The organism is Rhodanobacter sp. C06, from assembly GCF_002001105.1.
Lineage (GTDB): Bacteria > Pseudomonadota > Gammaproteobacteria > Xanthomonadales > Rhodanobacteraceae > Rhodanobacter_A.
Map to the genome: position 1 here is coordinate 18,243 of NZ_MUNP01000048.1, position 25,054 is coordinate 43,296.

At 68.9% G+C, this 25,054-nt stretch carries 32 protein-coding genes; 6 read left to right on the forward strand and 26 right to left on the reverse strand.

Annotated elements, in window-relative coordinates; genetic code table 11:
- Positions 1–13: 13 nt before the first annotated feature.
- The 22 genes from B0E52_RS09960 to B0E52_RS10065 all read right to left on the reverse strand — a co-directional run bounded on the left by B0E52_RS09960 (position 14) and on the right by B0E52_RS10065 (position 17,375).
- Positions 14–1,270: an NADH-quinone oxidoreductase subunit D gene (locus B0E52_RS09960; protein WP_077483675.1), complete on the reverse strand. Its 1,257-nt coding sequence runs from the start codon at positions 1,268–1,270 to the stop codon at positions 14–16.
- Positions 1,271–1,274: 4 nt separating this feature from the next.
- Positions 1,275–2,006, reverse strand: coding sequence for an NADH-quinone oxidoreductase subunit C (locus B0E52_RS09965; protein ID WP_077483676.1), 732 nt, complete (start codon positions 2,004–2,006; stop codon positions 1,275–1,277).
- A 9-nt stretch (positions 2,007–2,015) separates the two neighbouring features.
- The gene (locus tag B0E52_RS09970) at positions 2,016–2,573 is read right to left on the reverse strand and encodes an NADH-quinone oxidoreductase subunit B (protein ID WP_077483677.1); all 558 of its coding nucleotides are present in this window, start codon (positions 2,571–2,573) and stop codon (positions 2,016–2,018) included.
- Entirely contained in the window at positions 2,564–2,920 is a 357-nt protein-coding gene (locus B0E52_RS09975) for an NADH-quinone oxidoreductase subunit A (RefSeq protein ID WP_077483678.1), read from the reverse strand. The genes B0E52_RS09970 and B0E52_RS09975 overlap by 10 nt, the downstream gene beginning before the upstream one ends.
- A 256-nt stretch (positions 2,921–3,176) precedes the next feature.
- Positions 3,177–3,530 carry a PilZ domain-containing protein gene (locus B0E52_RS09980; protein ID WP_077483679.1) on the reverse strand — a complete coding sequence of 118 codons (354 nt, stop codon included), beginning with the start codon at positions 3,528–3,530 and terminating at the stop codon, positions 3,177–3,179.
- 75 nt (positions 3,531–3,605) lie between these two features.
- Complete coding sequence (locus B0E52_RS09985) at positions 3,606–4,541, reverse strand: PIG-L family deacetylase (RefSeq protein WP_077483680.1); 936 nt, start codon at positions 4,539–4,541, stop codon at positions 3,606–3,608.
- Entirely contained in the window at positions 4,532–5,467 is a 936-nt protein-coding gene (holB, locus tag B0E52_RS09990; RefSeq protein ID WP_077483681.1) for a DNA polymerase III subunit delta', read from the reverse strand. The genes B0E52_RS09985 and holB overlap by 10 nt, the downstream gene beginning before the upstream one ends.
- On the reverse strand, positions 5,464–6,099 hold the full coding sequence (gene tmk, locus B0E52_RS09995) for a dTMP kinase (protein ID WP_077483682.1): 636 nt from the start codon (positions 6,097–6,099) through the stop codon (positions 5,464–5,466). Before tmk ends, holB begins: the two co-directional genes overlap by 4 nt.
- Positions 6,096–7,118, reverse strand: coding sequence for an endolytic transglycosylase MltG (gene mltG, locus B0E52_RS10000; RefSeq protein WP_077483683.1), 1,023 nt, complete (start codon positions 7,116–7,118; stop codon positions 6,096–6,098). Before mltG ends, tmk begins: the two co-directional genes overlap by 4 nt.
- Positions 7,115–7,930, reverse strand: a complete 816-nt coding sequence (gene pabC / locus B0E52_RS10005) for an aminodeoxychorismate lyase (RefSeq protein WP_077483684.1) — start codon at positions 7,928–7,930, stop codon at positions 7,115–7,117. The genes mltG and pabC overlap by 4 nt, the downstream gene beginning before the upstream one ends.
- The gene (locus tag B0E52_RS10010) at positions 7,927–9,279 is read right to left on the reverse strand and encodes an aminodeoxychorismate synthase component I (RefSeq protein ID WP_077483685.1); all 1,353 of its coding nucleotides are present in this window, start codon (positions 9,277–9,279) and stop codon (positions 7,927–7,929) included. Before B0E52_RS10010 ends, pabC begins: the two co-directional genes overlap by 4 nt.
- Positions 9,276–10,514, reverse strand: coding sequence for a beta-ketoacyl-ACP synthase II (gene fabF / locus B0E52_RS10015; protein WP_077483686.1), 1,239 nt, complete (start codon positions 10,512–10,514; stop codon positions 9,276–9,278). Before fabF ends, B0E52_RS10010 begins: the two co-directional genes overlap by 4 nt.
- 192 nt (positions 10,515–10,706) lie before the next feature.
- On the reverse strand, positions 10,707–10,946 hold the full coding sequence (gene acpP / locus B0E52_RS10020) for an acyl carrier protein (protein ID WP_077483687.1): 240 nt from the start codon (positions 10,944–10,946) through the stop codon (positions 10,707–10,709).
- A 242-nt stretch (positions 10,947–11,188) separates the two neighbouring features.
- Complete coding sequence (gene fabG / locus B0E52_RS10025) at positions 11,189–11,932, reverse strand: 3-oxoacyl-ACP reductase FabG (protein ID WP_077483688.1); 744 nt, start codon at positions 11,930–11,932, stop codon at positions 11,189–11,191.
- 66 nt (positions 11,933–11,998) lie between these two features.
- Positions 11,999–12,811 (reverse strand): DUF899 domain-containing protein, encoded by an 813-nt coding sequence (locus tag B0E52_RS10030; RefSeq protein WP_077483689.1) that lies wholly within the window; start codon positions 12,809–12,811, stop codon positions 11,999–12,001.
- Between the two features lie 12 nt (positions 12,812–12,823).
- Positions 12,824–13,399, reverse strand: coding sequence for a dihydrofolate reductase family protein (locus tag B0E52_RS10035; protein ID WP_077483690.1), 576 nt, complete (start codon positions 13,397–13,399; stop codon positions 12,824–12,826).
- Positions 13,400–13,583: 184 nt separating this feature from the next.
- Positions 13,584–14,003, reverse strand: a complete 420-nt coding sequence (locus B0E52_RS10040) for an SRPBCC domain-containing protein (protein ID WP_217316676.1) — start codon at positions 14,001–14,003, stop codon at positions 13,584–13,586.
- 7 nt (positions 14,004–14,010) lie between these two features.
- Positions 14,011–14,349, reverse strand: a complete 339-nt coding sequence (locus B0E52_RS10045) for a metalloregulator ArsR/SmtB family transcription factor (protein WP_077483746.1) — start codon at positions 14,347–14,349, stop codon at positions 14,011–14,013.
- Positions 14,350–14,435: 86 nt separating this feature from the next.
- On the reverse strand, positions 14,436–15,386 hold the full coding sequence (gene fabD / locus B0E52_RS10050; RefSeq protein WP_077483692.1) for an ACP S-malonyltransferase: 951 nt from the start codon (positions 15,384–15,386) through the stop codon (positions 14,436–14,438).
- A 110-nt stretch (positions 15,387–15,496) separates the two neighbouring features.
- Positions 15,497–16,471, reverse strand: coding sequence for a beta-ketoacyl-ACP synthase III (locus tag B0E52_RS10055; RefSeq protein WP_077483693.1), 975 nt, complete (start codon positions 16,469–16,471; stop codon positions 15,497–15,499).
- A gap of 162 nt (positions 16,472–16,633) precedes the next feature.
- Positions 16,634–16,828, reverse strand: coding sequence for a 50S ribosomal protein L32 (gene rpmF / locus B0E52_RS10060; RefSeq protein ID WP_077483694.1), 195 nt, complete (start codon positions 16,826–16,828; stop codon positions 16,634–16,636).
- 46 nt (positions 16,829–16,874) lie between these two features.
- Positions 16,875–17,375 carry a YceD family protein gene (locus B0E52_RS10065; RefSeq protein ID WP_077483695.1) on the reverse strand — a complete coding sequence of 167 codons (501 nt, stop codon included), beginning with the start codon at positions 17,373–17,375 and terminating at the stop codon, positions 16,875–16,877.
- A 174-nt stretch (positions 17,376–17,549) separates the two neighbouring features.
- On the opposite strand from B0E52_RS10065, the gene B0E52_RS10070 reads away from it, so the two are divergent.
- The 6 genes from B0E52_RS10070 (at position 17,550) to B0E52_RS10095 (ending at position 23,161) form a co-directional block, all read left to right on the forward strand.
- Positions 17,550–17,999: a hypothetical protein gene (locus B0E52_RS10070; protein ID WP_077483696.1), complete on the forward strand. Its 450-nt coding sequence runs from the start codon at positions 17,550–17,552 to the stop codon at positions 17,997–17,999.
- On the forward strand, positions 17,996–18,583 hold the full coding sequence (locus B0E52_RS10075; RefSeq protein WP_077483697.1) for a Maf family nucleotide pyrophosphatase: 588 nt from the start codon (positions 17,996–17,998) through the stop codon (positions 18,581–18,583). The genes B0E52_RS10070 and B0E52_RS10075 overlap by 4 nt, the downstream gene beginning before the upstream one ends.
- Positions 18,584–18,655: 72 nt before the next feature.
- Entirely contained in the window at positions 18,656–19,603 is a 948-nt protein-coding gene (locus tag B0E52_RS10080) for an AAA family ATPase (RefSeq protein ID WP_077483698.1), read from the forward strand.
- Positions 19,603–20,562 carry a DUF58 domain-containing protein gene (locus B0E52_RS10085; RefSeq protein WP_254426759.1) on the forward strand — a complete coding sequence of 320 codons (960 nt, stop codon included), beginning with the start codon at positions 19,603–19,605 and terminating at the stop codon, positions 20,560–20,562. Before B0E52_RS10080 ends, B0E52_RS10085 begins: the two co-directional genes overlap by 1 nt.
- Positions 20,559–22,514, forward strand: coding sequence for a DUF3488 and transglutaminase-like domain-containing protein (locus tag B0E52_RS10090; protein ID WP_077483699.1), 1,956 nt, complete (start codon positions 20,559–20,561; stop codon positions 22,512–22,514). Before B0E52_RS10085 ends, B0E52_RS10090 begins: the two co-directional genes overlap by 4 nt.
- A gap of 47 nt (positions 22,515–22,561) precedes the next feature.
- Positions 22,562–23,161 (forward strand): Slp family lipoprotein, encoded by a 600-nt coding sequence (locus tag B0E52_RS10095; RefSeq protein WP_077483700.1) that lies wholly within the window; start codon positions 22,562–22,564, stop codon positions 23,159–23,161.
- Between the two features lie 62 nt (positions 23,162–23,223).
- Here the strand turns inward: B0E52_RS10095 and B0E52_RS10100 are convergent, their stop codons facing one another.
- From B0E52_RS10100 to B0E52_RS10115, 4 genes are all read right to left on the reverse strand, one after another.
- Positions 23,224–23,568: a histidine triad nucleotide-binding protein gene (locus B0E52_RS10100; RefSeq protein WP_077483748.1), complete on the reverse strand. Its 345-nt coding sequence runs from the start codon at positions 23,566–23,568 to the stop codon at positions 23,224–23,226.
- Between the two features lie 17 nt (positions 23,569–23,585).
- Positions 23,586–24,008 (reverse strand): GNAT family N-acetyltransferase, encoded by a 423-nt coding sequence (locus B0E52_RS10105; RefSeq protein WP_077483701.1) that lies wholly within the window; start codon positions 24,006–24,008, stop codon positions 23,586–23,588.
- A gap of 12 nt (positions 24,009–24,020) precedes the next feature.
- Positions 24,021–24,623 carry a recombination mediator RecR gene (recR, locus tag B0E52_RS10110; protein WP_077483702.1) on the reverse strand — a complete coding sequence of 201 codons (603 nt, stop codon included), beginning with the start codon at positions 24,621–24,623 and terminating at the stop codon, positions 24,021–24,023.
- A 107-nt stretch (positions 24,624–24,730) separates the two neighbouring features.
- Positions 24,731–25,054 (reverse strand): YbaB/EbfC family nucleoid-associated protein, encoded by a 324-nt coding sequence (locus B0E52_RS10115; protein WP_077483703.1) that lies wholly within the window; start codon positions 25,052–25,054, stop codon positions 24,731–24,733.

Here is a 25,054-nt window from a genome sequence, read left to right on the forward strand (position 1 = left end):
CCGTCGTGCCGGCTCAGCGGTCAACTTCGCCGAACACGAGGTCGTAGGTGCCGATCATCGCCACCACGTCGGGCAGCATGTGCCCACTGACGATGGGATCGATCGACGACAGATGGGCAAAGCCCGGCGCGCGCAGGTGCACGCGGAACGGCTTGTTGGCGCCGTCGGAGACGAGGTAGCAGCCGAACTCGCCCTTCGGCGCCTCGACTGCGGCATAGGTCTCGCCGGCCGGCACGCCGTAGCCTTCGGTGAACAGCTTGAAGTGGTGGATGAGCGCTTCCATGCTCTCCTTCATCTCCTCGCGCTTCGGCGGGGCGACCTTGTAGTTCTCCACCATCACCGGCCCGGGATTGGCCTTCAGCCACTTCACGCACTGCTTGATGATGCGGTTCGCCTGGCGCATTTCCTCGACGCGCACGAGGTAACGGTCGTAGCAGTCACCGTTGACGCCGACCGGGATGTCGAAATCCATCTCGGCGTACTTCGCGTAGGGCTGCTTCTTGCGCAGGTCCCAGGCGATGCCCGAGCCGCGAAGCATCGCGCCGGTCATGCCCCAGGCCTGGGCCTGTTCCGGCGAGATCACGCCGATGCCGACGGTGCGCTGCTTCCAGATGCGGTTGGTGGTGAGCAGTTCCTCGTACTCATCCACCTTGGTCGGGAAGTCGTCGGTGAAGGCGTCGAGGAAGTCCAGCATCGAGCCTTCGCGCCAGCTGTTCAGGCGCTTCAGGTCCTTGCCCTTGTGCCACGGCGACTCGCGGTACTGCGACATCTGCGACGGCAGATCGCGGTAGACGCCGCCGGGACGGTAGTAGGTCGCGTGCATGCGCGCGCCCGACACCGCCTCGTAGACGTCCATCAGTTCCTCGCGCTCGCGGAACGCGTAGAGGAACACCGCCATCGCGCCGAGGTCCAGCGCGTTCGAGCCGATCCACATCAGGTGGTTCAGGATGCGGGTGATCTCGTCGAACATCGTGCGGATGTACTGCGCGCGCTCGGGCGCCTCGATCCCCAGCAGGGTCTCGATCGCCTTCACGTAGGCGTGCTCGTTGCACATCATCGATACGTAGTCGAGGCGGTCCATGTAGCCGATCGACTGGTTGAACGGCTTGGACTCGGCCAGCTTCTCGGTGCCACGGTGCAGCAGGCCGATGTGCGGGTCGGCGCGGACGATGGTCTCGCCATCCATTTCCAGCACCAGGCGCAGCACGCCGTGCGCGGCCGGATGCTGCGGACCGAAGTTCATCGTGTAGTTGCGGATTTCCTGGGCCATCGAATCAGTTCCTGCGCCAGTCGTCGGCGGCTTCGGCCTGGGCCTGCAAGAGGTCGGCATCGTCACGGATCACGCGCGGCACCAGCACGCGCGGCACCACGGAGGTCACGGGTTCGTACACCACGCGCTTCTGCTCGGGGTCGTAGCGCACCTCGACGTTGCCGATCAGCGGGAAGTCCTTGCGGAACGGATGCCCAACGAAGCCGTAGTCGGTGAGGATACGGCGCAGGTCCGGGTGGCCGTCGAAGACGATCCCGTAGAGATCGAACGCCTCGCGCTCGAACCAGTTCACGCCCGGCCAGATACCGGTCACCGACGGCACGATCGGCAGGCTGTCGTCCTCGCAGAACACGCGCAGGCGCAGGCGCTGGTTGTGCTCGATCGAGAGCAGGTGGATCACCGCGGCGAAGCGGCGCGGCTGGTCCACGCCGCGCGGGCGATCGGCCCAGTCGAAGCGGCCCATCGCCTCGCCTTCCACGCCGCGCGAGAAACCGGAGCCGCTGACGGTCTCGGTGTCCCACTCGACCTGGCCGTACCCGAGGTAGTCGATGCCGCACAGGTCAACCAGTTCGCTGAAGCGGAAGCCCGGCTCGTCGCGCAGCGCGGTGGCCACGGCGAGCAGGTCGGCTGCCGCCAGCTCGGCACTGGTTTCATTGCGCACCACGCTGATCTTCAGCGTGTCGCCGAATCGCGCGGCCAGGCGCTCGGCCAGCGAGGTCTTTTGCATGTCAGTCATGGGCACGCCTCAGGAACGCGCGATCGTGCTGGTGCGACGAATCTTCTTCTGCAACTGCAGGATGCCGTGGATCAGGGCTTCGGCCGTGGGCGGGCAGCCTGGCACGTAGATGTCCACCGGCACGATGCGGTCGCAGCCGCGCACCACGGAATAGGAGTAGTGGTAGTAGCCGCCACCGTTCGCGCAGCTCCCCATCGAGATCACCCACTTCGGCTCGGGCATCTGGTCGTAGACCTTGCGCAGCGCGGGGGCCATCTTGTTGACCAGGGTGCCGGCCACGATCATCACGTCGCTCTGGCGCGGGGACGGACGGAAGATCACGCCGTAGCGGTCGAGGTCGAGGCGCGCGGCGCCGGCGTGCATCATCTCCACCGCGCAGCAGGCCAGGCCGAAGGTCATCGGCCACATCGAGCCGGTGCGCGCCCAGTTCATCAGCGCGTCGACGCTGGTGGTGGCGAAACCGCGCTGCACGACCGGGTTGTCGCCGGCCGGACGCAGGATGTCATCCACCACGTCCAGCGGTTGCGGGTTGTGCATCACCTTGTCGATGGAGGAGATCACTCCCATTCCAGTGCTCCCTTCTTCCAGACGTAGGCGAAACCGACCACCAGCAGCAGCAGGAACAGCGCCATTTCAATGAGTGCCACGAGGCCGATCTGCTTGAACACCACCGCCCACGGAAACAGGAAGGCGATTTCCAGATCGAAGATGATGAACAGGATTGCGAGCAGGTAGTAGCGCACGTCGAAGCGCGCGCGCGCATCCTCGAACGCCTCGAAGCCGCACTCGTAGGGCGCAAGTTTTTCCGCCCCCGGACGACGCGGACCAGCAAGCATGCCGACCGCCAACAGGACGAGGCCGAGGCCGGCGGCCACGACGATGAACAGCAATACGGGCCAGTATTCGGCAATCACGATGCAACCTACCTCCGCGCCATCGGCGCATCAGTGACCGTGGGGTGACGGTCCGGCAATTCGTTTCGGCAGGCCATGAAGGCCACGGACCTTGCGGCCGCGCTCGCGTCTGCTGACAGTCACGGGCGCCCGACTCTTCACGACACGGGTTCGTGAAGCGGGGCATTGTATCAGTGCATGCAGGGGCCACAACAGCTTGACGAGCGTCAACGGACCATGAAAACGCCCGTATTGCGCAAGGCTGCGCAGGGATTGCTCACATCGTGTGGGTGGGCCGCTCGGAATTGAGCACGCCGGCGAGCATGTTCTCGATGCGCTGGCGCGCCACCTCGGCATCCGGCGAGTCGTTGAAGTGGATGCCGATGCCTGCCGTGCGGTTGCCCTGCGCGCCGGGCGGGCAGATCCACGCCACCTTGCCCACCACCGACAGGCGCTCGCTCTCGTCGGCCAGGCTCACCAGCAGCACCACCTCGTCGCCCAGCGCATAAGGTTGGGCGGTGGGCGCGAACAGGCCGCCGTTGCGCAGGAACGGCATGTAGGCGTTGTACAACGTGGCGGCATCCTTGATCTTCAGCGAGATGATGCCCTGGCGGGCGGCGACGGGATTCATGTGGGCTCCTGGACCGCGCTCGGCTGCCGATGCGGCAGTCTCCATGCTAACCACGATGATGTGCCGCGCAAAGCCTCACACTTCGCGCCAGCCCCAATGGTCGAAGATCCACGGCGAGGGCAAGGCGAGCGACAGCCGCACGAAGCAGGCGTCCTCCGTCCGCGCCGCCGGCCATTCCAGCCGCCACCCGCCCTGCCCGTCGCGCCGCAGCGGTGCGGCATGCCAGGGCCACTGCTGTGCCAGGCCGGATGTGCTGGCCGCAGTCAGCCGCAGGCGCGGCCACAGCAAGGGCGATGGCCGCCACGGCAGTACACGGGTCGACCCTGACGCCACGGGCGGTGCATGACGCTCGGGGCGTTCGGCCAGCCGGCGCAGGCGGCCGCCGCTCAAGGCCAATTGGCTGGCGTAGGCCGCCAACGCATGCTGCTTGGTGGCCTGCTGCGCCGGCGTGACCGGCGATTCGGGCATCGGCGTACCGTCGTCGTGACCGTGGACCAGGTAGCCGAGCAGGATCGGCGCACGCCCCAACGTGGCCAGCGCCATGCGCAGCAGCACGTGGGCCGCGCCGTGATCGGGATGGCGGTCGCCCAGTGCCGGCACGGCGACCAGGTCGGGGGCGAAATCGGCCAGCGCCGCCGCCAGCTCGGCCGACGCCGACGGGTCCGGCTGCAGCAGGCGATCAAGCACGCCCATGTCCGGCCAGCCCAGCGACTGCAGCGCCGTGGCCGGCACATCCAGCCGGTGCAGCGCTTCCGCCAGTTCGGCACGGCGGCGCCGCCCCCAGCGCTCGCGCTCGCCGGCACCGATGGACCAGCGCCGTTCAAGCCAGCGCTGCGGCCAGGGGTTGTTGTCGCCGTTGGTGAGCAGCAGCACGCGCACCGTGCCGCCGACCGCGCGCACGCGCTGGATCAGCAGGCCGTTCGCGATCGTCTCGTCGTCCGGATGCGGCGCCACCACCAGCAGGCGGGTCTGCGCCGTGATGCGAGGTTCCACCGCTGCGTTCAGCGCCATTGCGCCAGCAGTTCCAGCAACAGCAGGTCGCCGCGCAAAGGACCGCGCAACGCATCACGCGCGCGGTTGGCGGCGTCATACCAGTGCACCAATGCCTCGCCGTCCATCGTGCTGGCAAGTGGCGCCGCGGCCTGCGTCGACTGCGCACGGCGCTCGTCGGCGGCCGCCTGCGCGGCGAACCACAGGCGCTGCGCAGCCTCGTCGTCCAGCCAGCGCTTGGCCATGTCCGTGACCTGCCCGCGACCCGCCGCCAGCGCGGCGAGATCGCGCCGCACCTCGGCGCGGCGTTCCAGCGCGCCCTGCTGCGCCCAAGCCAGCGCCAGGCCGGGATTGCCCAGCGCGGCCTCCAGCGCCGCCTGCGCCTGCGCCACGCCCTGCCCCTGCAACCACGCCCGTGCTTCCGCAGGCGGCGGCACGTTGAACTCGATGCGCTGGCAGCGGCTGCGTATCGTCTGTGGCAAGCGCCAGGGTGCATCGGCCAGCAGCACCAGCAGGGTCCGCGCGGAAGGCTCTTCCAGCGTCTTCAGCAGAGCATTCGCCGCCGCTGCATTCATCGCGTCGGCCGGATCGATCAGCGCCACCTGCCAACCGCCGAACTGGCTGCTCATCGCCAGCCGCGCGGACAGCTCGCGGATCTGCTCGATCACGATCTCGGTGCGCGGCGTGCCGTCCCTGCGCAGGCCGAAGCTGAGCGTGACCAGGTCGGGGTGCGTGCCGGCCTCGAGCAGCAGGCAGCTGCGGCATTGCCCGCAGGCCTCGCCGTCCTGCACACGCTCGCACAGCAGGCCGCGCACGAAGCGCTGCGCGAACGCGCGCTTGCCCAGGCCCGCCGGTCCGCACAGCAGCAGCGCATGCGGCAAGGCATCGCGCTCGCGGCGGGCCTGCAGCCGCGCCCAGTCCGTCGCGTGCCAGGGCATCGCGCTCATGCGTCCGCTCCAAACAGGTGAGCCGTGGCGGCCACCGCGTCGCGCAGTACCGCCTCGGCCGGCTGGCTGGCGTCGATCACCCGGAAGCGCCGCGGCTCGGCCACGGCGCGCGCGCGATACGCGGCGCGCACACGCTCGAAGAAGCCGTCGGCCTCCACCTCGATGCGATCCGCCGCGCCACGGCCCGCGGCACGCGCCCGCCCGGTGCTCACCGGCAGGTCGAGCAGCAGGGTGAGGTCCGGCACGAGGCCGGCGCAGGCCCATTGCTCGATCGCAGCGATGCGTTCGGCCGGTTGGCCGCGGCCGCCGCCCTGGTAGGCATAGCTGGCGTCCACGTAGCGGTCGCACAGCACCCAGCGTCCGGCCGCCAGGGCCGGTTCGATGGTTTCGCGCACCAGTTGCGCGCGCGAGGCGAACATCAGCAGCAATTCGCTCTCGGCGCACAGTTCACGCCTCGCCGGATCCAGCACGATCGCGCGCACCGCCTCGCCCAGCGCGGTACCGCCTGGTTCGCGGGTCAGCAGCAGGTCGACACCGCGGCTTTCCAGGTGCGCGCGCAGACCCGCCAGCAAGGTGCTCTTGCCCGCGCCCTCGCCGCCTTCCAGCGTGATGAAACGACCGAGCCCACTCACTGGCTGCACCGCTTGAGCTGGTAGCAGGCCACGTTGCGGTTCTGCTCGGCGAGCGTGTCGGCGAACGCGTGGCTGCCATCGCCGCGCGCCACGAAATACAGCGCGGTGCCGGGCGCGGGGTGCAGCGCCGCCATGATCGCCGGCTTGCCCGGCAGCGCGATCGGCGTGGGCGGCAGGCCGGGCCGGGTATAGGTGTTGTACGGCGTGTCGGTGGTGAGGTCGGCCTTGTGGATCTTGCCTTGGTAGCTGTCGCCCATGCCGTAGATCACGCTGGGGTCGGTCTGCAGCAGCATGTGGTCTTCAAGCCGGCGCACGAATACGCCGGCGATCTTCGCGCGCTCGTCGGCGCGGCCGGTTTCCTTCTCCACGATCGAGGCGAGGATCAGCGCGTCGTAGGGTGTGGCCAGCGGCAGATCCTTGTCGCGGCCCGGCCACAACGCGTCCAGCGTCTTCGCCATCGCCGCGTGCGCGCGCTTCAGGATGTCGAGGTCGCTGTCGCCCTTCACATAGGCGTAGGTCTCGGGCAGGAAGCGGCCTTCCGGCTGTTCGCCCGGCGCGCCGATCTTCTGCATGATCGCGGCATCGTCCAGGCCGGCGGTCGCGTGCTGCAGTTTCTCCGCCTTGCCAAGCGCCGCGAGCACTTCGTGGAAGGTCCATCCGTCGACGATGGTGAAGTTGCGCTGCAGCACCCTGCCCGCCGCCATGTTGGCCAGCAGCTGGCGCGGCGTGAGGCCGACCGGCGTGGCGTATTCGCCCGCGTGCAGCTTGCCGGCCACCCGCATCTGCACGGCCACCAGGCGCCAGTACAGCGGCGAGGCGGTGCTCAGCTGCTGGTCGCGCAGCTGGCGCACGATTTCCTTGAAGCTGCTGCCGCGGCCGATGTCGATGCTTTCGCCCTGCGCGGCGACATGCAGCGGCGCGTCGCCGAAACGGCTGAAGTCGCGCCAGCCCCAAGCTACGGCGCCAATCAGCGCCAACAGCAGCACCAGGATCGCGTTGCGCCAGGTCTTGCGGGTCATGCCTGCTCCATCGGGTATCCAAGCTCGTGCCAATGCGACTGCATCGCACGGGCCACCGGACCGGGGGCGAACACCTTATCCGCCACGGCCTGAACCGGCAGGATGCCGCGAACGCTGGAGCTTAGGAAGAGCTCGGACGCGAGCAGGCATTCGGCCAGCGGCAGCTCGCGCACCTCGACCCGCGGCAGCGCCTCCAGCAATTCGGCGCGCAACACGCCGGCCACGCCGCAGCGCTCCAGCGCAGGCGTCACCGGTACGCCGTCGACCACTGCGAACAGGTTCGCCGCGGTGGCCGAGATCGCGTGGCCGTGCTGGTCGCACAACAGGCCTTCGGCCATCGCCGGATCGTTCCACTCGGCGCGTGCCAGCACCTGCTCCAGCCGGTTGAGATGCTTGATGCCCGCCAACCGCGGCTGTTCGGCGAGGCGCGTTTCGCACAGATGCAGGCGCACGCCGTCACGGTATGACACCGCGTCCAGCACTGGCAGCGAAAATGCCGCCACGATGCGGGTGGGCCGTGGTGCGGCGGGCATCGCATAGCCGCGCGTACCCGTGCCGCGGGTGAGGGTGATGCGCAGCACTGCGTCCGCCAGGCCCCGCGTCGCCGTCGCCGCTTCCTGCCACAGCAGCCCGGGATCGGGCGCGGGCAGGCGAAGGCGTTCGCAACCCCATGCCAGTCGCCGCATGTGGCGCGACCACAGCGGCGCAACGGCACCCGTGAAGCGGATCGTCTCGAAAAGGCCGTCGCCGTACAGCAGGCCGCGATCCTGCGCGGACACCTGGTCCTGCGGTTGGCCGTCGACCAGGATCATGCGTCCGCCGCTCCCAGCGCGCGCAGCAGGCCGCGCGCCTTCGCCCGTGTTTCGTCCAGTTCCTTCTCGGCCACCGAATCGGCCACGATGCCGGCGCCCGCGCGCAGGCTCACCGTGTCGCCGGCGAGGGTCAAGGTACGGATCAGGATGTTGAGGTCGAGGTCGCCGTTCAGGTCGAGATAGCCCAGCGCGCCGGTGTAGGCGCCGCGCGGCGCGTCCTCCAGCGCGGCGATGATCTCCATGCAGCGCACCTTGGGACAACCGGTGATGGTGCCGCCGGGAAATACCGCGGCGATCGCCTGCCCCGGCGTCACGCCCGCGCGCAGGCGCCCGCGTACGTTGGAGACGATGTGGTGCACGTGGGCGTAGCTCTCCACCGTCATCAGCTCGTCCACGTCGACCGTGCCGGGCACGCAGACACGACCGAGGTCGTTGCGTTCGAGGTCGATCAGCATCACGTGCTCGGCGCGCTCCTTGGGATGCGCGGCGAGCTCGCGGATGCGCGCCACGTCGTCGTCGCCGGCCGTACGTGGGCGGGTACCGGCGATCGGGCGGGTCTGCGCCACGCCATCGCGCACTTCCACCAGCCGTTCCGGCGACGAGCTGGCAATCGCCCAGCCGGGCTGCTGCAACAGGCCCGCGAACGGCGCGGGATTCGCGCGTCGCAGGGCGGCATGCAGTGCCCCCGGCGTCGGCGGTTCGACGTACTGCGCGCGCCACGCGCGCGACAGGTTCACCTGGAAGATGTCGCCTGCGTGGAGATGCTCGTGAATGCGCGCCACGCCGTCGAGGAAGTGTTGCGGCTCGTCCTCGACCAGCCGCCATGGCGCAGGCAACGGCTCCGGCGCAGGCAGCACGGCGAGGTCGGCCTCCAGCGCATCGAGCAGGTGCTCGCTGCCCACTTCGGCGACCAGCACGGTGCAGCCGCGCGTATGGTCGATGATCGCGGCCGCGGGGCAGCGCAGGGCCAGCGCCATCGGCAGCACGGCGTCGGCTCGCAGCTGGAGTTTCGGTTCGATCTCGCCCGCCAGTTCGTAGCCCAGCAGCAACGCCCAGCCGCCGTGGAACGGCAGGCCATCGTCCTCGCGCGGCCGGCGCCCAGCCTGCCAGGCGGCGTCCAGCGTATCGAGGAAACGCGTGCCGACGACGCTGCCGTTGGCATTGCGCACACGGCCGTCCGCGGCCAGCGTCAGGCTGTCCCGCGGAAACGCGAACAAGATGTCGTAGCGCGCCTGGGCGGTGCCGTGCAGCACGCTTTCCAGCAGGCATGGATAGCGCTGCGGAAATGCAGCGGCCGGCGCGAGCAGATCGCGCCGGCCGTCGAGGTACCGTCGATGGCAGGTCGTCACACGCGACGGAAGGCCAGCGTGCCGTTGGTGCCGCCGAAGCCGAAGGAGTTGGAGATCACCACGTCGACCTTCGCCTCGCGCGCCGCGTTCGGCACGAAGTCGAGGTCGCAGCCGTCGCCCGGTTCATCCAGGTTGATCGTGGGCGGCAGCACGCCGTCGCGCATCGCGAGGATGCTGAAGATCGCCTCCACGCCGCCGGCCGCGCCGAGCAGATGGCCGGTGATCGACTTGGTGGAGCTCATCGCCAGCTTGTAGGCGTGGTCGCCGAACACGCGCTTGGCGGCCAGCACTTCGCCGAGGTCGCCCAGCGGCGTCGAGGTGCCATGCGCGTTGACATACTGGACCTCGGACGGATTGATGCCGCCGTCCTTCAGCGCGCTCTCCATGCAGCGCGCCGCACCTTCGCCACCCTCGCTGGGCGCCGTGATGTGGTAGGCGTCGCCGCTCATGCCGTAGCCGGCCAGTTCGGCATAGATGCGCGCGCCACGCGCCTTCGCATGCTCGTATTCCTCCAGCACCAGCACGCCGGCGCCATCGGACAGCACGAAGCCGTCGCGGTCCTTGTCCCACGGGCGGCTGGCCCTGGTCGGCTCGTCGTTGCGGGTGGACATCGCCTTGGCCGAACAGAAGCCCGCCATCGCGGTGCCGGTGGTGGCGAATTCCGAACCGCCGGCGACCATCACGTCGGCATCGCCGTACTGGATCATGCGTGCGGCCAGGCCGAGATTGTGCGTGGCCGTGGCGCAGGCGGTGACGCAGGCGATGTTCGGGCCCTTCAGGCCGAACATGATCGACAGGTAGCCCGACACCATGTTGATGATCGAGCTGGGCACGAAGAACGGCGACACGCGACGCGGGCCCTTTTCATGCAGTTCGATCGAGGTGTCCTCGATGGTGTTGAGACCGCCGATGCCGGCGCCCACCGCCACGCCGATGCGCGGCGCGTTCGCCTCGGTGATTTCCAGCCCGGAATCGCGCAGCGCCTGGGTGCCCGCAGCGATGCCGTACTGGATGAAGTGATCCATCTTCTTGACGTCTTTCGGCGATACCCAGTCGGCGGGGTTGAAACCCTTCACCTGGCCGGCAATGCGCGTGGCGTAGTTGCTGGCGTCGAAGTGGGTGACTTCGCCGATGCCGCTGACGCCCTTGAGGATATTGTCCCAGGCGGTGACCAGGTCGTTGCCGACCGGCGAGATGATGCCCATGCCGGTCACTACCACGCGTCGCTTGCTCATGCTCTTGTTCCTTCGTGTTCCGGGGAGCGCCGATGCATGGCGCTGCTCGTCATTCGGGGATGCCCGCCATCGCCGCACACCATACGGGATCGGACGTTGCAGATTGCAGAAACGAAAACTGCGCCTTGTCGGCGCAGCTTCCGATACCGCTACGGGGGCAGCAGCGCAGCGCGCCGTCCTGCCACCGCGCGATCACTCCTTGGTGTGGGCCTTGATGTAATCAACGGCCTGCTGCACGGTGGTGATCTTCTCGGCGTCCTCGTCCGGGATCTCGGTCTCGAACTCTTCCTCGAGGGCCATCACCAGCTCGACGGTGTCGAGCGAGTCGGCGCCCAGGTCGTCCACGAACGAGGCATTCGCCGTGACTTCATCCTCTTTCACGCCCAGCTGCTCGACGACGATCTTCTTGACGCGCTCTTCGATGGTGCTCATGTTGCCAAACCTCCCACGGGGAATTGTGTTGTACGCCGGCCCGCGGCCGGCAAGACCGGCGGATTGTAGTGGCCAAGCCGTCAGGCTGCCAGCACATCCGCCGCAGGTGTTGCGATACCGGCCCTGCGGCCGACGCGAAAACGCAATTGTCGCCGAAAAAGCGAGCCTGCGCGACAGTCTTGGCATGCGTTGCCGTATGGAGTGGCGGCGTTTGAAACTGTCGCACAGGCGGCTGCGCCGCCTCAGGCCATGTACATGCCGCCGTTGACGTGCAGCGTCTCGCCGGTGATGTAGCTCGCCGCCGGCGAGGCGAGGAAGCCCACCGCCTTGGCGATGTCGCCGGCCTCGCCGAGGCGACCCAGCGCGATCTGGCCCAACAGCGCCTCCTTTGCCGACTCCGGCAAGGCGCGCGTCATGTCGGTATCGATGAAACCCGGCGCCACCACGTTCACGGTAATGCCGCGCGAACCGATCTCGCGCGCCAGCGACTTGGAGAACGCGATGATGCCGGCCTTGGCCGCCGCGTAGTTGGACTGGCCGGGATTGCCGGTGAGGCCGATCACCGAGGCGATCGAGATGATGCGGCCCTTGCGCGCCTTCATCATGCCGCGCATCACCGCCTTCGAAGTGCGGAACACCGAGCTGAGGTTGGTGTCGAGGATGGCCTGCCAATCCGCCTCGGGCATGCGCATCAGCAACTGGTCGCGGGTGATGCCCGCGTTGTTGACCAGGATCGACACTGCACCGAACTCCTTGGTGATGCCGTCGATCAAAGCCTCCACCGCGACGGAGTCGGTGACATTGAGCATTCGGCCGTGGCCGCCATGCACGGCCAGCCGCTCGCCGATCGCGGCGGCGCCGCTCTCGGTGGTGGCGGTGCCGATCACGGTGGCACCCATCGCGACCAGTTCGTCCGCGATCGCCGCGCCGATGCCGCGGCTGGCGCCGGTCACCAGCGCGATCTCGCCCGTCAGTGTCTTGTCCATCACCGTGTTCCGTCAGGATTCGAAGCCGCGAACCTTACACGGAAACGGACTCGTGCCGCACGTGGCTCAGCGGCAGCAGTCGGCATCTCCGCCGGCGTACTCGTCGTGGCGTCGCCACCAGATGCCGTTCGCTTCATTGCGCCCCTTGGGCGCGCGATCGAGCCACTGGTACATGCCCCACAAGCCATCCAACCCGCGCGCAAAGCTGGAGTACGTGTGATAAACGACGCCGTCTTCGCGCACGAATGCGCTCATGCCGGGCCGTTCGCGGATGTAGGTGGCGGGATCGATGCCGCACATCCGTGCGAACTGCGAAACCGGACGTTCGCCGCCGAATTGCGTGCTCGGGCCATCCTGTGCCTGCGGGTCCGGCGCAGCGGCCTCGCGTCGATAGTTGTACTCCGCTCCGCCTTCGCGCTGCTGTTCTTCGGTGATGCCAACCGCGAAGTCGAGATTGAAATCGCTGCCGAACGAGGACGCCCAGGGGAAAATCCAGCCCAGCCGCCGTTTGTACGCCTGCAACTTCGCCAGCGGCGCGCGCGACACCGCCGTGAAAGCCACATCGTGGTTCTCCAGGTGCGCAACAAAGCCGTTGAAGCCGTCGGCGATCGCCGAGCAGGACGGGCAGCCTGCGATGTAGTCGGGACCGAACATGAAGTGGTAGACCAGCAGTTGCGAGCGCCCGCGGAACAATTCCTCCAGCGTGGCGCTGCCTGCGTCGGTGTCGAAGCGATAGTCCTTGTCGACGCGCACCCACGGCAGCGCCTGCCGCTGGCGCGCCAGCTCGTCGCCGCGCCGGGTCAACGCCTTTTCCGCTTCCAGCAATTCAAGCCGTGCGGCACGCCACTCCGCGCGGGTTCCAATGGTGTGACTGGTCATGATCGGTTCTCCTCAAGCCATCGCGTAGGTCAGGCCGAGTCGGCCGCCGTGCAGCGTCTCGGTCTTGCGCAGTTCCAGCCCGCGGCGCTGCCGCACGGACGCGAACAGCGCCTTGCCCTCTCCCGCAATCAACGGGTAGACGATCAAGCGCAGTTCGTCGACGAGGCCGGCCTCGATCAGGCTGGCCGTGATTCGGGCGCCGCCCATGAGATAGATGTCCTTTCCGGGTTGCTGCTTGAGCGCCGCGAGTTCGGCCACATCGCGCAGGAACCGTGTCAGCGGCCAGTTGGCCGTGTCCAAGGTGCGCGACAGCACGTAATGTGGCGTCCGTGCGGCGAAGCGGCCCCATGCGACCTCGGCCGGCGTCGGCAACTTGCCGGTCATCGGCAATGCCGCGTCCGGCGCGTTCCGTATCGCGGTCCAGTACTGCTCGTAACCGGGATACATGCCGCTGCCGAGCACGCAGGCGTCGATCTGCGCGGTCAGGCCGTAATCCTCCGACCAGGCGTCCACCCAGTCGGCGTAACCTTCCGGCCCTTCCATCTTGCCGTCAGCGGAAATCTTCATGCCGGCGATCAGCTTGCGCATGACATCCTCCTTCGTTCTGCATGGGTTGAATGGTGTTGGACACTGGCTTCCCGGGCAGCCTGCCGGGCTGCCCAAGCCGCTTGATGCGGCGCCTCGCGACGAGGACCGTGGCCAAGCCTCCGGCCGGGCCACTTCCCGCAACCGTCGCCCACGCTGCGACACAGAGGCAGATCGGACACATGACTCAATTCATTCCGCCCAGGCGTGCGACCAGCGTGTCGAGGAAGAACGTCCAGCCCTCGGTGTGCGCCATCGCCATCCGCTCGTCGGGCAGGCCTTCATGGGTCAGGCGCAACTCGGTCTGCTTGCCGCGCGGCGTGAATTCGAGCGTGACTACCGATTCCTTGCCGTGCGTGTGCTCGCTCACCCAGGTGAACTCAAGCAGGCGCGGACTTTCCACGCGCAGGTAACGGCCGTAGTGCGGGCGCACCTGGCCCGAGTACAGCATGCCGAGGTAGAACAAGCCGTCGGGGCGCGGATCGGCCACCACGTCGCCACCCTCCGCCAGCCACGCCTTCATGCTGGCCGGGTCGGTCCAGGCACGGAACACCCGCTCGGGCGAGGCATCGTAGCTGCGAGGGATCTCCAGGCGAAACGAACCCATTGCGCTTTCATTGCGACCCTTCATCGTCGTTCCCCTGCTGCTGATCGAGGAATGTGCCCAGCGCGTCGAGGCGCTGGTTCCAGAAGCGTTCGTACTGCGAGGTCCATTTGGCGACTTCGCGCAGCGGTGCGGCGCGCAGGCGCAGGTAGTGTTCGCGGCCCTCGCGGCGGCGGCGGACCAAGCCCGCGCCCTCCAGCACCTTGACGTGTTTGGACACCGCGTTCAGCGACATCGCGAACGGCTGTGCGAGGTCCGTCACCCGCAACTCGCCGCGGGTCAGCCGCGCCACGATGCGGCGACGGGTAGGATCGGCGAGCGCGGCGAAGGCGAGATCGAGGTTCGACATGGCGACATTCATTCAACCTTTTGGTTGAATAATACGCCGATGAAAAGGCGCGTCAAGCGCGCCCTTTCGCGAAGCCTGGTTTCCGCTCAGCCGCGCCAGTCGGCCAGCGTGGCGTCGAACTCGGCCGGCGCACCGATGGCGCGGCCTTCGATGCTCTTGTCGATGCGCTTGACCAGACCGGCCAGCACCTTGCCCGGTCCGCATTCGGCGATGCGCGTGGCGCCGCCGGCGGCCAGCGCCTGCACGCATTCCGTCCAGCGCACGGGCAGGTAGAGCTGGCGCTGCAGCGCGCCGCGGATCTCGTCCAGCGAGGCGTAACGCTGGGCCTCGGCGTTCTGGATCACCGGGATCGTCGGCAGCCGCCACTGGATCGATGCCATGCGCTCGCCCAGCTTGTCGGCCGCTTCGCGCATCAGCATGCAGTGCGAAGGTACCGACACGGCCAGCTTGATGGCCTTCTTCACGCCCAGCTCGGCGAGCCGCACCAGTGCACGATCCACCGCCTCGGCGTTGCCTGCGATCACCAGTTGGCCCGGCGAGTTGTAGTTCGCCGGCGCCACCACCTGGCCTTGCGCAACCTCTTCGCACACTTGCGCGATCTGCGCATCGTCGCCGCCCAGGATCGCCGCCATCGCGCCCACGCCGGCCGGCACCGCCGCCTGCATCAGGCGGCCGCGCTCGGCCACCAGCGCGGCCGCGTCATGCAGCGACAAGGCGCCGGCGCAAACCAGCGCGCTGTATTCGCCGAGGCTGTGACCGGCGAGCTGCGCGGGCCGCGCGCCGCCGAGCTTGTTCCACACGCGCCACACCGCGACGCTGGCCGCGAGCAGGGCCGGCTGGGTGTGCTCCGTGCGGTTGAGCTGGTCTTCCGGACCCTGCTGGCTGAGCACCCACAGGTCCGCGCCCGCACCCTGCGAGGCCTCGTCGAAGGTCGCCTTCACCTCGCCATGCGCGGCAGCCAGTTCGGCCAGCATGCCGACCGATTGCGAACCCTGGCCCGGGAAGACGAAGGCGAGATTGGAATGGGTGGTGCTCATGCAGTTCTACTCCCACGTTCAAACAATGGCTCCGCACCCCGACCCTCTCCGCCGGGCTTGCCGGGAGAGCTGGGGCATCTGGTGGTGCGGCTTTCCCGAATCCTGGCTTTTCAGTACCGCAGCAGCGCCGACGCCCAGGTGAAACCGCCGCCAAAGGCTTCCAGCAGCAGGTTCTGGCCGCGCTGCACCTTGCCCGAGCGCACCGCGTAGTCCAGCGCCAGCGGCACCGAGCCGGACGAGGTGTTGGCGTGCTGGTCGACGGTCACGATCACGCGCTCCATCGGCATCGCCAGCCGCTTGGCGGTGGCCTCGATGATGCGCAGATTGGCCTGATGCGGGATCAGCCAGTCGATCTGGGAGGCCTGCATGCCGGCGGCCTGCAGGGTCTCGTCGACCAGCGCGTCCAGCGTCTTCACCGCGACCTTGAACACTTCGCGGCCGGCCATCTTGATGCGCACGCCGTGGTTGGGCTCGTCCTTGAAACCGGCGGACACGCCGACCGGGTTCCACAGCAGCTCCTTGTAGCCGCCGTCGGCGTGCATGCAGGTGGCATGGATGCCCGGCTCGCTGGAAGCTTCCAGCACCACCGCGCCGGCGCCGTCGCCGAACAGCACGCAGGTCTCGCGGTCGTTCCAGTCGATCATGCGGGTCAGCGTCTCGGCGCCGATCACCAGCACCTTCTTCGACTGGCCGCTCCTGATGAACTTGTCCGCGATGCCGAGCGCGTACATGAAGCCCGAGCAGGCCGCGTTGACGTCGAACGCGGCGCAGCCGTTCGCGCCCAGCCGCTGCTGCACCAGGCAGGCGGTGGACGGGAAGATGATGTCGGGCGTGGTGGTGCCCAGCACGATCAGGTCCAGCTCGGACGCCTTGACGCCCGCCTCGTCCAGCGCACGCTGCGCGGCGAGGAAGGCCAGGTCGCCAGTGGTCTCGCCGTCGGCGGCGATGTGGCGCTGGCGGATGCCGGTGCGGGTGCGGATCCATTCGTCGCTGGTGTCGACGATCTTCTCCAGATCGGTGTTGCTGACGACGCGCTCGGGCAACGCGCTGCCGGTGGCGATGATGCGGGAGTAGATCGGGGCCATGCGGTTTTCCGTCAAACGTGAATCGTGAATTGAACGCCCTGCGCGGTACATGCGCAACCGTCCGGGCGCAATGGCGGAACCCACAACGCGAAACGGCGCGTCGCCGCGCCGTTTCGGTCGGTTCGGTCAGGCGGATTCCGCAAGAGGAATCCGCCGCGTCGGTCAATCCTCGACCGACACCGCGCCCTTGGTCTCGATGACCTTCTTGCCGCGGTAGTAACCGTCGGCGGTGACGTGGTGGCGCAGGTGCACCTCGCCGCTGGTCGGGTCGGTGGACAGCTGCACGGTCTTCAGCTTGTCGTGGGCGCGACGCATGCCGCGGGTGGACGGGGTACGGCGGCTCTTGGCAACGGCCATGGTAGTTCTCCAACTGAACCTGATTTCGGTATCTGGATGATCGAGGTCAAGGACCCCGACCGGCTTGCTTCTTCAGTTCGCGCAACACCGCGAACGGGTTGTTCTCTTGTCCCGCGGCATCGTCCTGCCCGGTCGCGCCGTGATCGATGGCCGCGTCGGGCAGGCTGCTGTCCGGATTCACCGGCACCAGCGGCAACGCCAGCAGCAGCTCGTCCTCGATCACGTCCGCCGGATGCAGGCGACCATCCTCGGTCACCAGCAGCGGTTCGCAACCGGGCGGCAAACCCGCCTCGTCGCGCTCCCGCCGGATCAGCCCGAGCCGGCTGTCCACCGTCACCGGCAACACGAACGGCTCCAGCGTGCGCTGGCAGATCATCGTCAGCGGCGCCTGCGCATGGACATCCACGTAGTCCGTGCCCAACTGCTCGTCGCGACCGAAATCCAGCCGGAAGCTCACATCGCCCACGTCGCCGGCCAGCGCGCCACGCAGGCGCCCTAGCGCGGCCACGGGCATCGATCCCTCGAACGAACGCCGCGCCGAGACCATGCGCCAAGCGTCCACGGACTCTGGCAGTGTCACGGACATAATCGGCGAATGGTAAGTTCGTGAACGACCGAAGTCAACCGACAATCAAGCGCTTGCGTCATCCGTTTCGCCCATTTTGCCTGATGCGCCCCGCTTGCGGCAGACTGCACGCCCACTCCATCGGGGCGTTGCCGCGTGAACCTTTCCCTGACGCTGGGCGTGTTCGCCCTGCTGGTGCTGGTCGCGGCGGCGGCCTGGGCGCTGTCCTCGCGTCGCTGGCAGAACCGGCGCGCCGCGGACCTGCAGCAATTGCTCGACCTGGCCGACCGGCTGGAAACCGACCTGAAAAGCTGCCGCGCCGGCCTGGCACAGGCGCATGCGGTGATGGCGATCAACCCCGATCTGCCCGGCGCCAGCGAACAGGGGGCCCGTCAGGCAGTGGACGCCGGGTTGCAGGCGCTGCTGCGCCAGCGCATCTGGATCCGCGACCACGCCGCCCGCGCCAGCCAGCACGAACTGGATGAAACCGCCGCCGCGATGCGCGCCAGCCGCGACCGCCTGCAGCCGCTGCTGCAGGCGCTGAACGCCGCCCAGCGCGACCTGGACAGCGCGATGCGCGAACACATCCACCGCGACGCGGAATGAACTCCACGCCCCGCATCGTGCTGGCTTCCACCTCGCGCTACCGCGCCGAACTGTTGCGCCGGCTGCTGCCGGCATTCGAGGAGCGCCCGCCCGGCACCGACGAGGCCGCCCTGCCTGGCGAAGCGCCGGGTGCCCGTGCGGCGCGGCTGGCCCTCGCCAAGGCCGCGTCGGTTGCCGGCGGCCTGCGCGATACGCTGGTGATCGGCTCCGACCAGGTCGCCGAACTGGACGGTACGCAGCTGGACAAGCCCGGCAGCGTGGCGAACGCCCGCGCTCAGCTCGCCGCCAGTTCCGGCCGCGTGGTGCATTTCCACACCGCGCTGTGCCTGCTCGACGCGCGCAACGGCCAACACCAGTTGTATGTCGACCACACCCGCGTGCATTTCCGAACGCTGGGTACCGAGGAGATCGAACGCTACGTGGCACGCGAGCAGCCGCTGGACTGCGCCGGCAGCTTCAAGTGCGAAGGCCTGGGCATCAGCCTGTTCGAGCACATCGACAGCGAAGACCCCAGCGCGCTGATCGGGTTGCCGCTGATCGCGCTGGCGAGGTTGCTGCGCGCGACGGGCGTCGCCGTGCCCTGAAGCAAACCGGGGTACGCTGGCCGCAACCCCGTCGAACCGCTTCCCACCCACGCACCGCCGCGAGCCCGACCGATGAGCCAGCCCCTGCCTGCCACCCCGCCCGGCGACGAACTGCGCCAGCGCCTCGCCGCCGCCGAGGCGCAGCTCAACCGCGTGGTGCTGGGCAAGACGCGGCAAGTAAAGCTGGCGCTGGCCTGCCTGGTCGCCGGCGGCCACCTGCTGCTGGAAGATGTACCCGGCGTGGGCAAGACCACGCTGGCGCATGCGCTCGCCGCCAGCTTCGCGCTGGAATTCCAGCGCGTGCAGTTCACCAGCGACCTGCTGCCCTCGGACATCCTCGGCGTCAGCGTGTACGAGCGCGAGACCGGCCAGTTCCGTTTCCACCCCGGCCCGATCTTCGGTGGCCTGCTGCTCGCCGACGAGATCAACCGCGCCACGCCGAAGACGCAGAGCGCGCTGCTGGAGGCGATGGCCGAGGGCCAGGTCACCGTGGACGGCCAGACCCACGCGCTGCCGCAGCCGTTCTTCGTGGTCGCCACGCAGAATCCGCTGGATCTCGCCGGCACCTTCCCGCTGCCCGATTCCCAGCTCGACCGCTTCATGCTACGGCTGTCGCTGGACTATCCCGATCCCGCCGCCGAACGCGAACTGCTCACCGGCATCGGGCGCCACGACCTGCTGACCCGGCTGGCGCCGCAGCTGGACGGCGCCGCCCTGCTCGCGCTGCGCCGGCAGGCGCAGGCGATCACCGCCAGCCCCGCCCTGCTCGACTACCTGCAGGCGCTGCTCGGTGCCAGTCGCCGCCATGCCGAGATCCGCACCGGGCTGTCGCCGCGCGCGGGCCTCTCGCTGCTCGCCGCCGCCCGCGCCTGGGCATTGCTGGACGGCCGCACCTACGTGCTGCCGGAAGACCTGCAGGTGCTGTTCGTGCCGCTGGCCGCGCACCGGCTGGTGGCCGCACGCGGCGTCGGTGGCGAGGCGCTGGCGCGCCAGCTGCTCGCCGAGGTGGCGGTGGACTGATGCGCTCCAACCTGCGCCGGCTCGCGCAACGTGCCAGAGTCTGGGCCGAACGTCGCCTGCCCGCGCTCACCCGCCTGCGCCAGCCCGAGCCGCTGCCGATCGAACTGGGTCGGCGCCGCATCTACATCGTGCCGACAACGTTCGGGCTGGGCTTTGGCGTGTTGCTGCTGGTGATGCTGGTCGGCGCACTGAACTACGCCAACAACGCGGCGCTGCTGCTGACCTGCATGCTGGGCGCGGCGACCGCCGCGAGCATGCTGCTCGCGTTCCGCACGCTGGATGGCCTGTCACTGCGCGGCATCCGCGCCGGCCATGCCGTCGCCGGCGAGCCGCTGGAACTGGTACTGGATTTCGCGGCGCAGCGTGCGCGCGAGTCGGTACGACTCGACTGCGCCAGCGAGTCGCTGGCCTTCGCCCTGCAGGGCACCACGGAACTGCGGCTGCGCCTGGCCACCACCCGGCGCGGCTGGCTGGCGCTGCCGCGGCTACGGATCTGGAGCAGCTGGCCACTGGGCCTGTTCCGCGCCTGGAGCTGGCTGCACCCGCAGCAGTCCGTGCTGGTTTGGCCCCGGCCGGAAGCCGCCGGGCCGCCGCCGGTGCTGCCGGGCGATGCGCGCGAGCGCCTGCGTCCGCAGCCGGGCGAGGAACTGGCCGCGCTGCGCGACTACCGCCGTGGCGACGCGCCCCGGCACATCGCGTGGAAAGCCAGCGCCCGCCACCATGACCTGCTGGTCAAGGATTTCGACCGCCCGGAGCCGCGCGAGACCTGGCGTCTGGAGTGGGACGCGCTGCGCGCGCTGGATCGCGAGGCGCGCATCGCCCGGCTGGCGCGCTGGCTGGGCGATGCGGAGGCGCAAGGCCGGCGCTACAGCCTGCAGCTGCCGCACGAACGCATCGACATCGGCAGCGGCCCGGCCCACTACGCGCGCTGCATGAGCACGCTGGCGGTGTTGCCGTGACGAAGTCCGCCGCCACGCCGCTGGACCCACGCAGCTTCGACCTGGTCGCGTTCGGCCTCGCCGCCGTGCTGGCGCTGCACGCACCGCACCTGCCCTGGTGGCTGGGCGTCACGCTGGCGAGCATCCTCGGCCTGCGCTGGTGGCAGCGCCGCCGCCAGCGCGCGCGCACGCCGGCCTGGCTGAAGTTGCCGCTGCTGGCCGCGCTGCTGCTGTCCATCGTGAGCTGGTACGGCAACCTGTTCGGCCAGGCGCCGGGCGCCGCGCTGGCGGTGGGCCTGCTGGTGCTGAAGCTGCTGGAAACCGAGACCGCGCGCGATGCCCGCGTGGGCATGAGCTTCGCCTGCTTCACCCTGATGGCCGCGCTGCTGTTCGACCAGAGCCTCACCGCCACCACCACGGTGGCGCTGGGCCTGCTACCGCCGCTGGCTGCGCTGCGTTCGCTGGAGCCGGGTCGGCGCGCGCCGCCGGCACTGTGGCGCGAACTGCTGCCCGGCTTCGGCCTGCTGGCCGCCGCGTTGCCGCTGGCCCTGCTCGCCTTCCTGCTGTTGCCGCGGCTGAACTCGCCGCTGTGGGGAGCGCCGAACACCGGCGAACAACGCACCGGCCTCAGCGACCGCATGACCCCGGCCGGCTTCACCCAGTTGCTGGTCGACGACAGCCCCGCGCTGCGGGTGGGCTTCGACGGCCCGCCGCCACCGCCCGACCTGCGCTATTTCCGCGCCTACGTGATGGGTCATTACGACGGCAGCAGCTGGACCTACCGCGACGTGGCCAACCAGCTGCCAGTACCGGTCGAAGCCGCGCAAACCATCCGCTACCACGTCAGCCTGGAACCGACCCGGCAGCGCGTGCTGCCCACGCTGGACGTGCCGCTGGCCGCGCCGCCCGGTGCCAGCCTGCGCCGCGACCGCGAGGTGATCGCCGACAAGCCGGTGGACAGCTTGCGCGACTACACGCTGGAATCCGCCACCCGCTACCGGCTGGAGCCGAAGCTCGGCCGCCACCGCGCCCGCTGGCTGCAACTGCCCGCCGGCTTCGACCCGCGCACGCTGGCGCTGGGCCGCTCATGGCGGGCGCGTTACGGCAGCGACGATGCCGCCATCGTGCAGGCCGCGCTGGCGCTGTTCCACGACGGCGGCTTCCGCTACACGCTGGCGCCAGCGCCGCTGGGCCGCGACGCGATGGACGATTTCCTGTTCGATACCCGCGAAGGTTTCTGCGAGCACTATTCGTCCGCGTTCACCGTGCTGATGCGCGCCGCCGGCATTCCCGCCCGCGTGGTCACCGGCTACCAGGGCGGCTACTGGAACGCGCTGGGCGGTTACCTGCTGGTACGCAATTCCGACGCGCATGCCTGGAGCGAGGTGTGGCTGGCTGGCCACGGCTGGGTACGGGTCGACCCCACCGCTGCGGTGCGCCCGCAGCGCATCAGCATGGGTGCCGCCGCCGCCGCGCCCGGCCAGCTGCCGTGGTACCAGAGCGGCTGGCTGCAGTCGATGCGCAACCGCTGGGACATCGTCAACCGCTGGTGGAACCTGGGCGTTAACGGCTTCGATGCACTGCGCCAGCGCGGGCTGCTGAAGCCGTTCGGCATCCGCGACACGGATCCTTCCACGCTGGCACTGCTGCTGGCCGTGGCCTGCGTGCTGGCGATGGCTGCCGGCTTGGCGTGGGTGTGGCGGCGGCGCGAACCGGAAGACCCTGCGCGCACCGCGCTGCGCCAACTGGAACGCAAGCTGGCGCGGCAGGGCGTGGCACGACTGGCCGGCGAAGGACCGCGGGACTACCTGCAACGCGCCGCCCGCATGTTGCCGGCGCAACACGACAGGCTGACCGAACTGATGCACCGTTATCTCGAACTGCGCTATGCCCACCCCGAACCGACGTCTGAATCCCTCCGCGCACTGCAACGCGCGGTACGGGATTTTCCTGTCGTCCGCATGGTCAAATGAGCGTTGATAGGGTTGTGCACACAAACATCCATGATGGAGATACCGCCATGTCCCTCTACCGTCCCCTCGCGCTAGTCGCGGCCGCTGCCCTGCTGGGCGGCTGCGTGACCATTCCGCAACCGCTGCAAGGCAACTACACCGCCATCTCCAGCGCCGCCGCCCAGCAAGGTGGCGCCGGTGGCACCCAGGTGCGCTGGGGTGGCGAGATCATCAAGACCGAGCCGGGCCCGCAGCAGACCTGCTTCTACATCCTGGCGCGTCCGCTGGACAGCCAGGCGCGGCCGGAGCTGGGCCGCTCGGGCAGCGACCAGGGCCGCTTCGTGGCCTGCCACAGCGGCTTCTACGACCCCGAGGTGTTCAGTCGCGGCCGCGAGCTGACCGTGACCGGCACCATCCACGGCACGGTGACGCAGAAGGTGGGCGACTACGACTACCCCTATCCGCGCGTGGAAGCGAACGTGGTGTACCTGTGGCCGAAGCGCCCGGTCTACGTGAACACGCCCTACCCGCCGGGCTTCTACGACCCGTTCTGGGGCCCGGGCTGGGGTCCGTGGGGTGGCTACGGTTACGGTTATCCGTACTACTGGAATCGCCCGCGCGTGATCGTGGTGCGCCCCGCACCGCCGCCGCCCCCGCCGGGCAAGTGACTGCCGCAACGAAAACGCCGGCCATGGGCCGGCGTTTTCCATTGGTGCCCATGAAAGACCGCTCAACCCGGTGGCCAGTGCATGTGCCGGCCGCCCAGCAGGTGCACGTGCAGGTGGAACACGGTCTGACCGCCGTATTCGTTGCAGTTGATCACGGTGCGATAGCCCTGCGCGGCGAAACCTTCGCGCTTCGCGTAGTCGGAGGCAGTCAGCAGCAGGCGGCCCAACAGCGCCGCATCCTCCGGCGCGGCGTCGTCCAGCGTGGCGATCGGTTTCTTCGGGATGAACAGCACGTGCACCGGCGCCTGCGGGTTCACGTCGCGGAAGGCCAGCAGTTCGTCGTTCTCCCAGACGATGTCGGCCGGGATCTCGCGCCGGATGATCTTGCCGAAGATGGTGTCGCCCATGTCGTTCTTCTCCACGGTTACAGACGCAGCAGCATACCGTGCGCGGCCGGCGCCACCAGTCTGAAACCGAATTGCTCGTAGAGCCGGAAAGCGGTGCCGTCGGCAATCAGGCCGACCATCGCCCGTGCCGGCGCCCGTGCGCGCAATTGCTCGACCAGCGCGGCCATGATGTGCCGCCCCCAGCCGCGTCCCTGCCAGGCCGGCGTCACCGCGATGTCGACCACGAACAGGAACAGGCCACCGTCGCCGACGATGCGGCCCATGCCGATCAGTTCGCCGTCATGGCGCACGCACACCGCGCACCAGCTCGCCGGCAAGCCGGTCGCCGCGCCCTCGGCGGTCATGGCGCTCAGTCCCGCCGCGACGCGCAGCGCGCGGTATTCCTCGATGGCGGGGATTTCCAGCCTGAGCTCGGGCTCGCGGACGTCGTTCGCGCTCATCGGCAACTCTGCTCAATCCAGCAACTGGCGGCCGCCGAACGCGTGCGCCAGCGTGCCGCGGTCCACGAATTCCAGCTCGCCGCCCAGCGGCACGCCATGCGCCAGCCGGGTCGGCCGCACGCCACCGGCACGGGCCAGCTGCGCCAGGTAGTGCGCGGTGGCCTCGCCTTCCACGGTGGGGTTGGTGGCGATGATGAGTTCTTCCACCTCGCCTTCGCCCAGCCGCTGTGCCAACTGCGACAGACCCAATTCTTCCGGCCCCAGCCCGTCCAGCGGCGACAGCCGGCCATGCAGCACGAAGTACTGGCCACGGTAACCGGTGGCCTGCTCGATCGCGGCCAGATCCACCGGCGACTCCACCACGCACAGCAGCTGGCGGTCGCGGCTGCTGCCGGCGCAGATCGCGCACAGCGGCTCCTCGCTGAAGTTGCGGCAGCGCCCGCAATGCCCGATGCGCTGCATCGCCTCGCGCAACGCATCGGCCAGCTTCAACCCGCGCTCGCGGTCCCGCTCCAGCAGATGGAACGCCATCCGCTGCGCACTCTTGCCGCCCACGCCGGGCAGGCAACGCAGCGCTTCGATCAGATTGGCAAGAAGTGGGGAACCGGATGACATGGATGATCCGAGTAGTGAGTGAAGAGAAGTGAGGAGTGAGAGAAAAGCGAGGAGCAGCAAGCTGATGCTCTCTCTCGTTTCTCACTCCTCTCCACTCACTCCTGCGTTCAGAACGGCATCTTGAAACCCGGCGGCAGGCTCATGCCGGCGGTGACACCACCCATCCTGTCGCGGCTGGCCTGGGCGACCTTGTTCACCGCGTCGTTGATCGCGGCGGCAACCAGGTCCTCGGCCATCTCCGGATCGTCGGCGAAGGTCTGGCGGTCGATGCTCACCTTGCGCACCTCGTGCGCGCCGCTCATCGTCACGCTCACCAGGCCGCCACCGGCGCTGCCGGTGACTTCCAGCTTCGCGATCTCCTCCTGCGCGCGCTTCATGTCTTCCTGCATGCGCTGGGCCTGCTGCATCAGCTGGCCGATCTGACCTCTCAT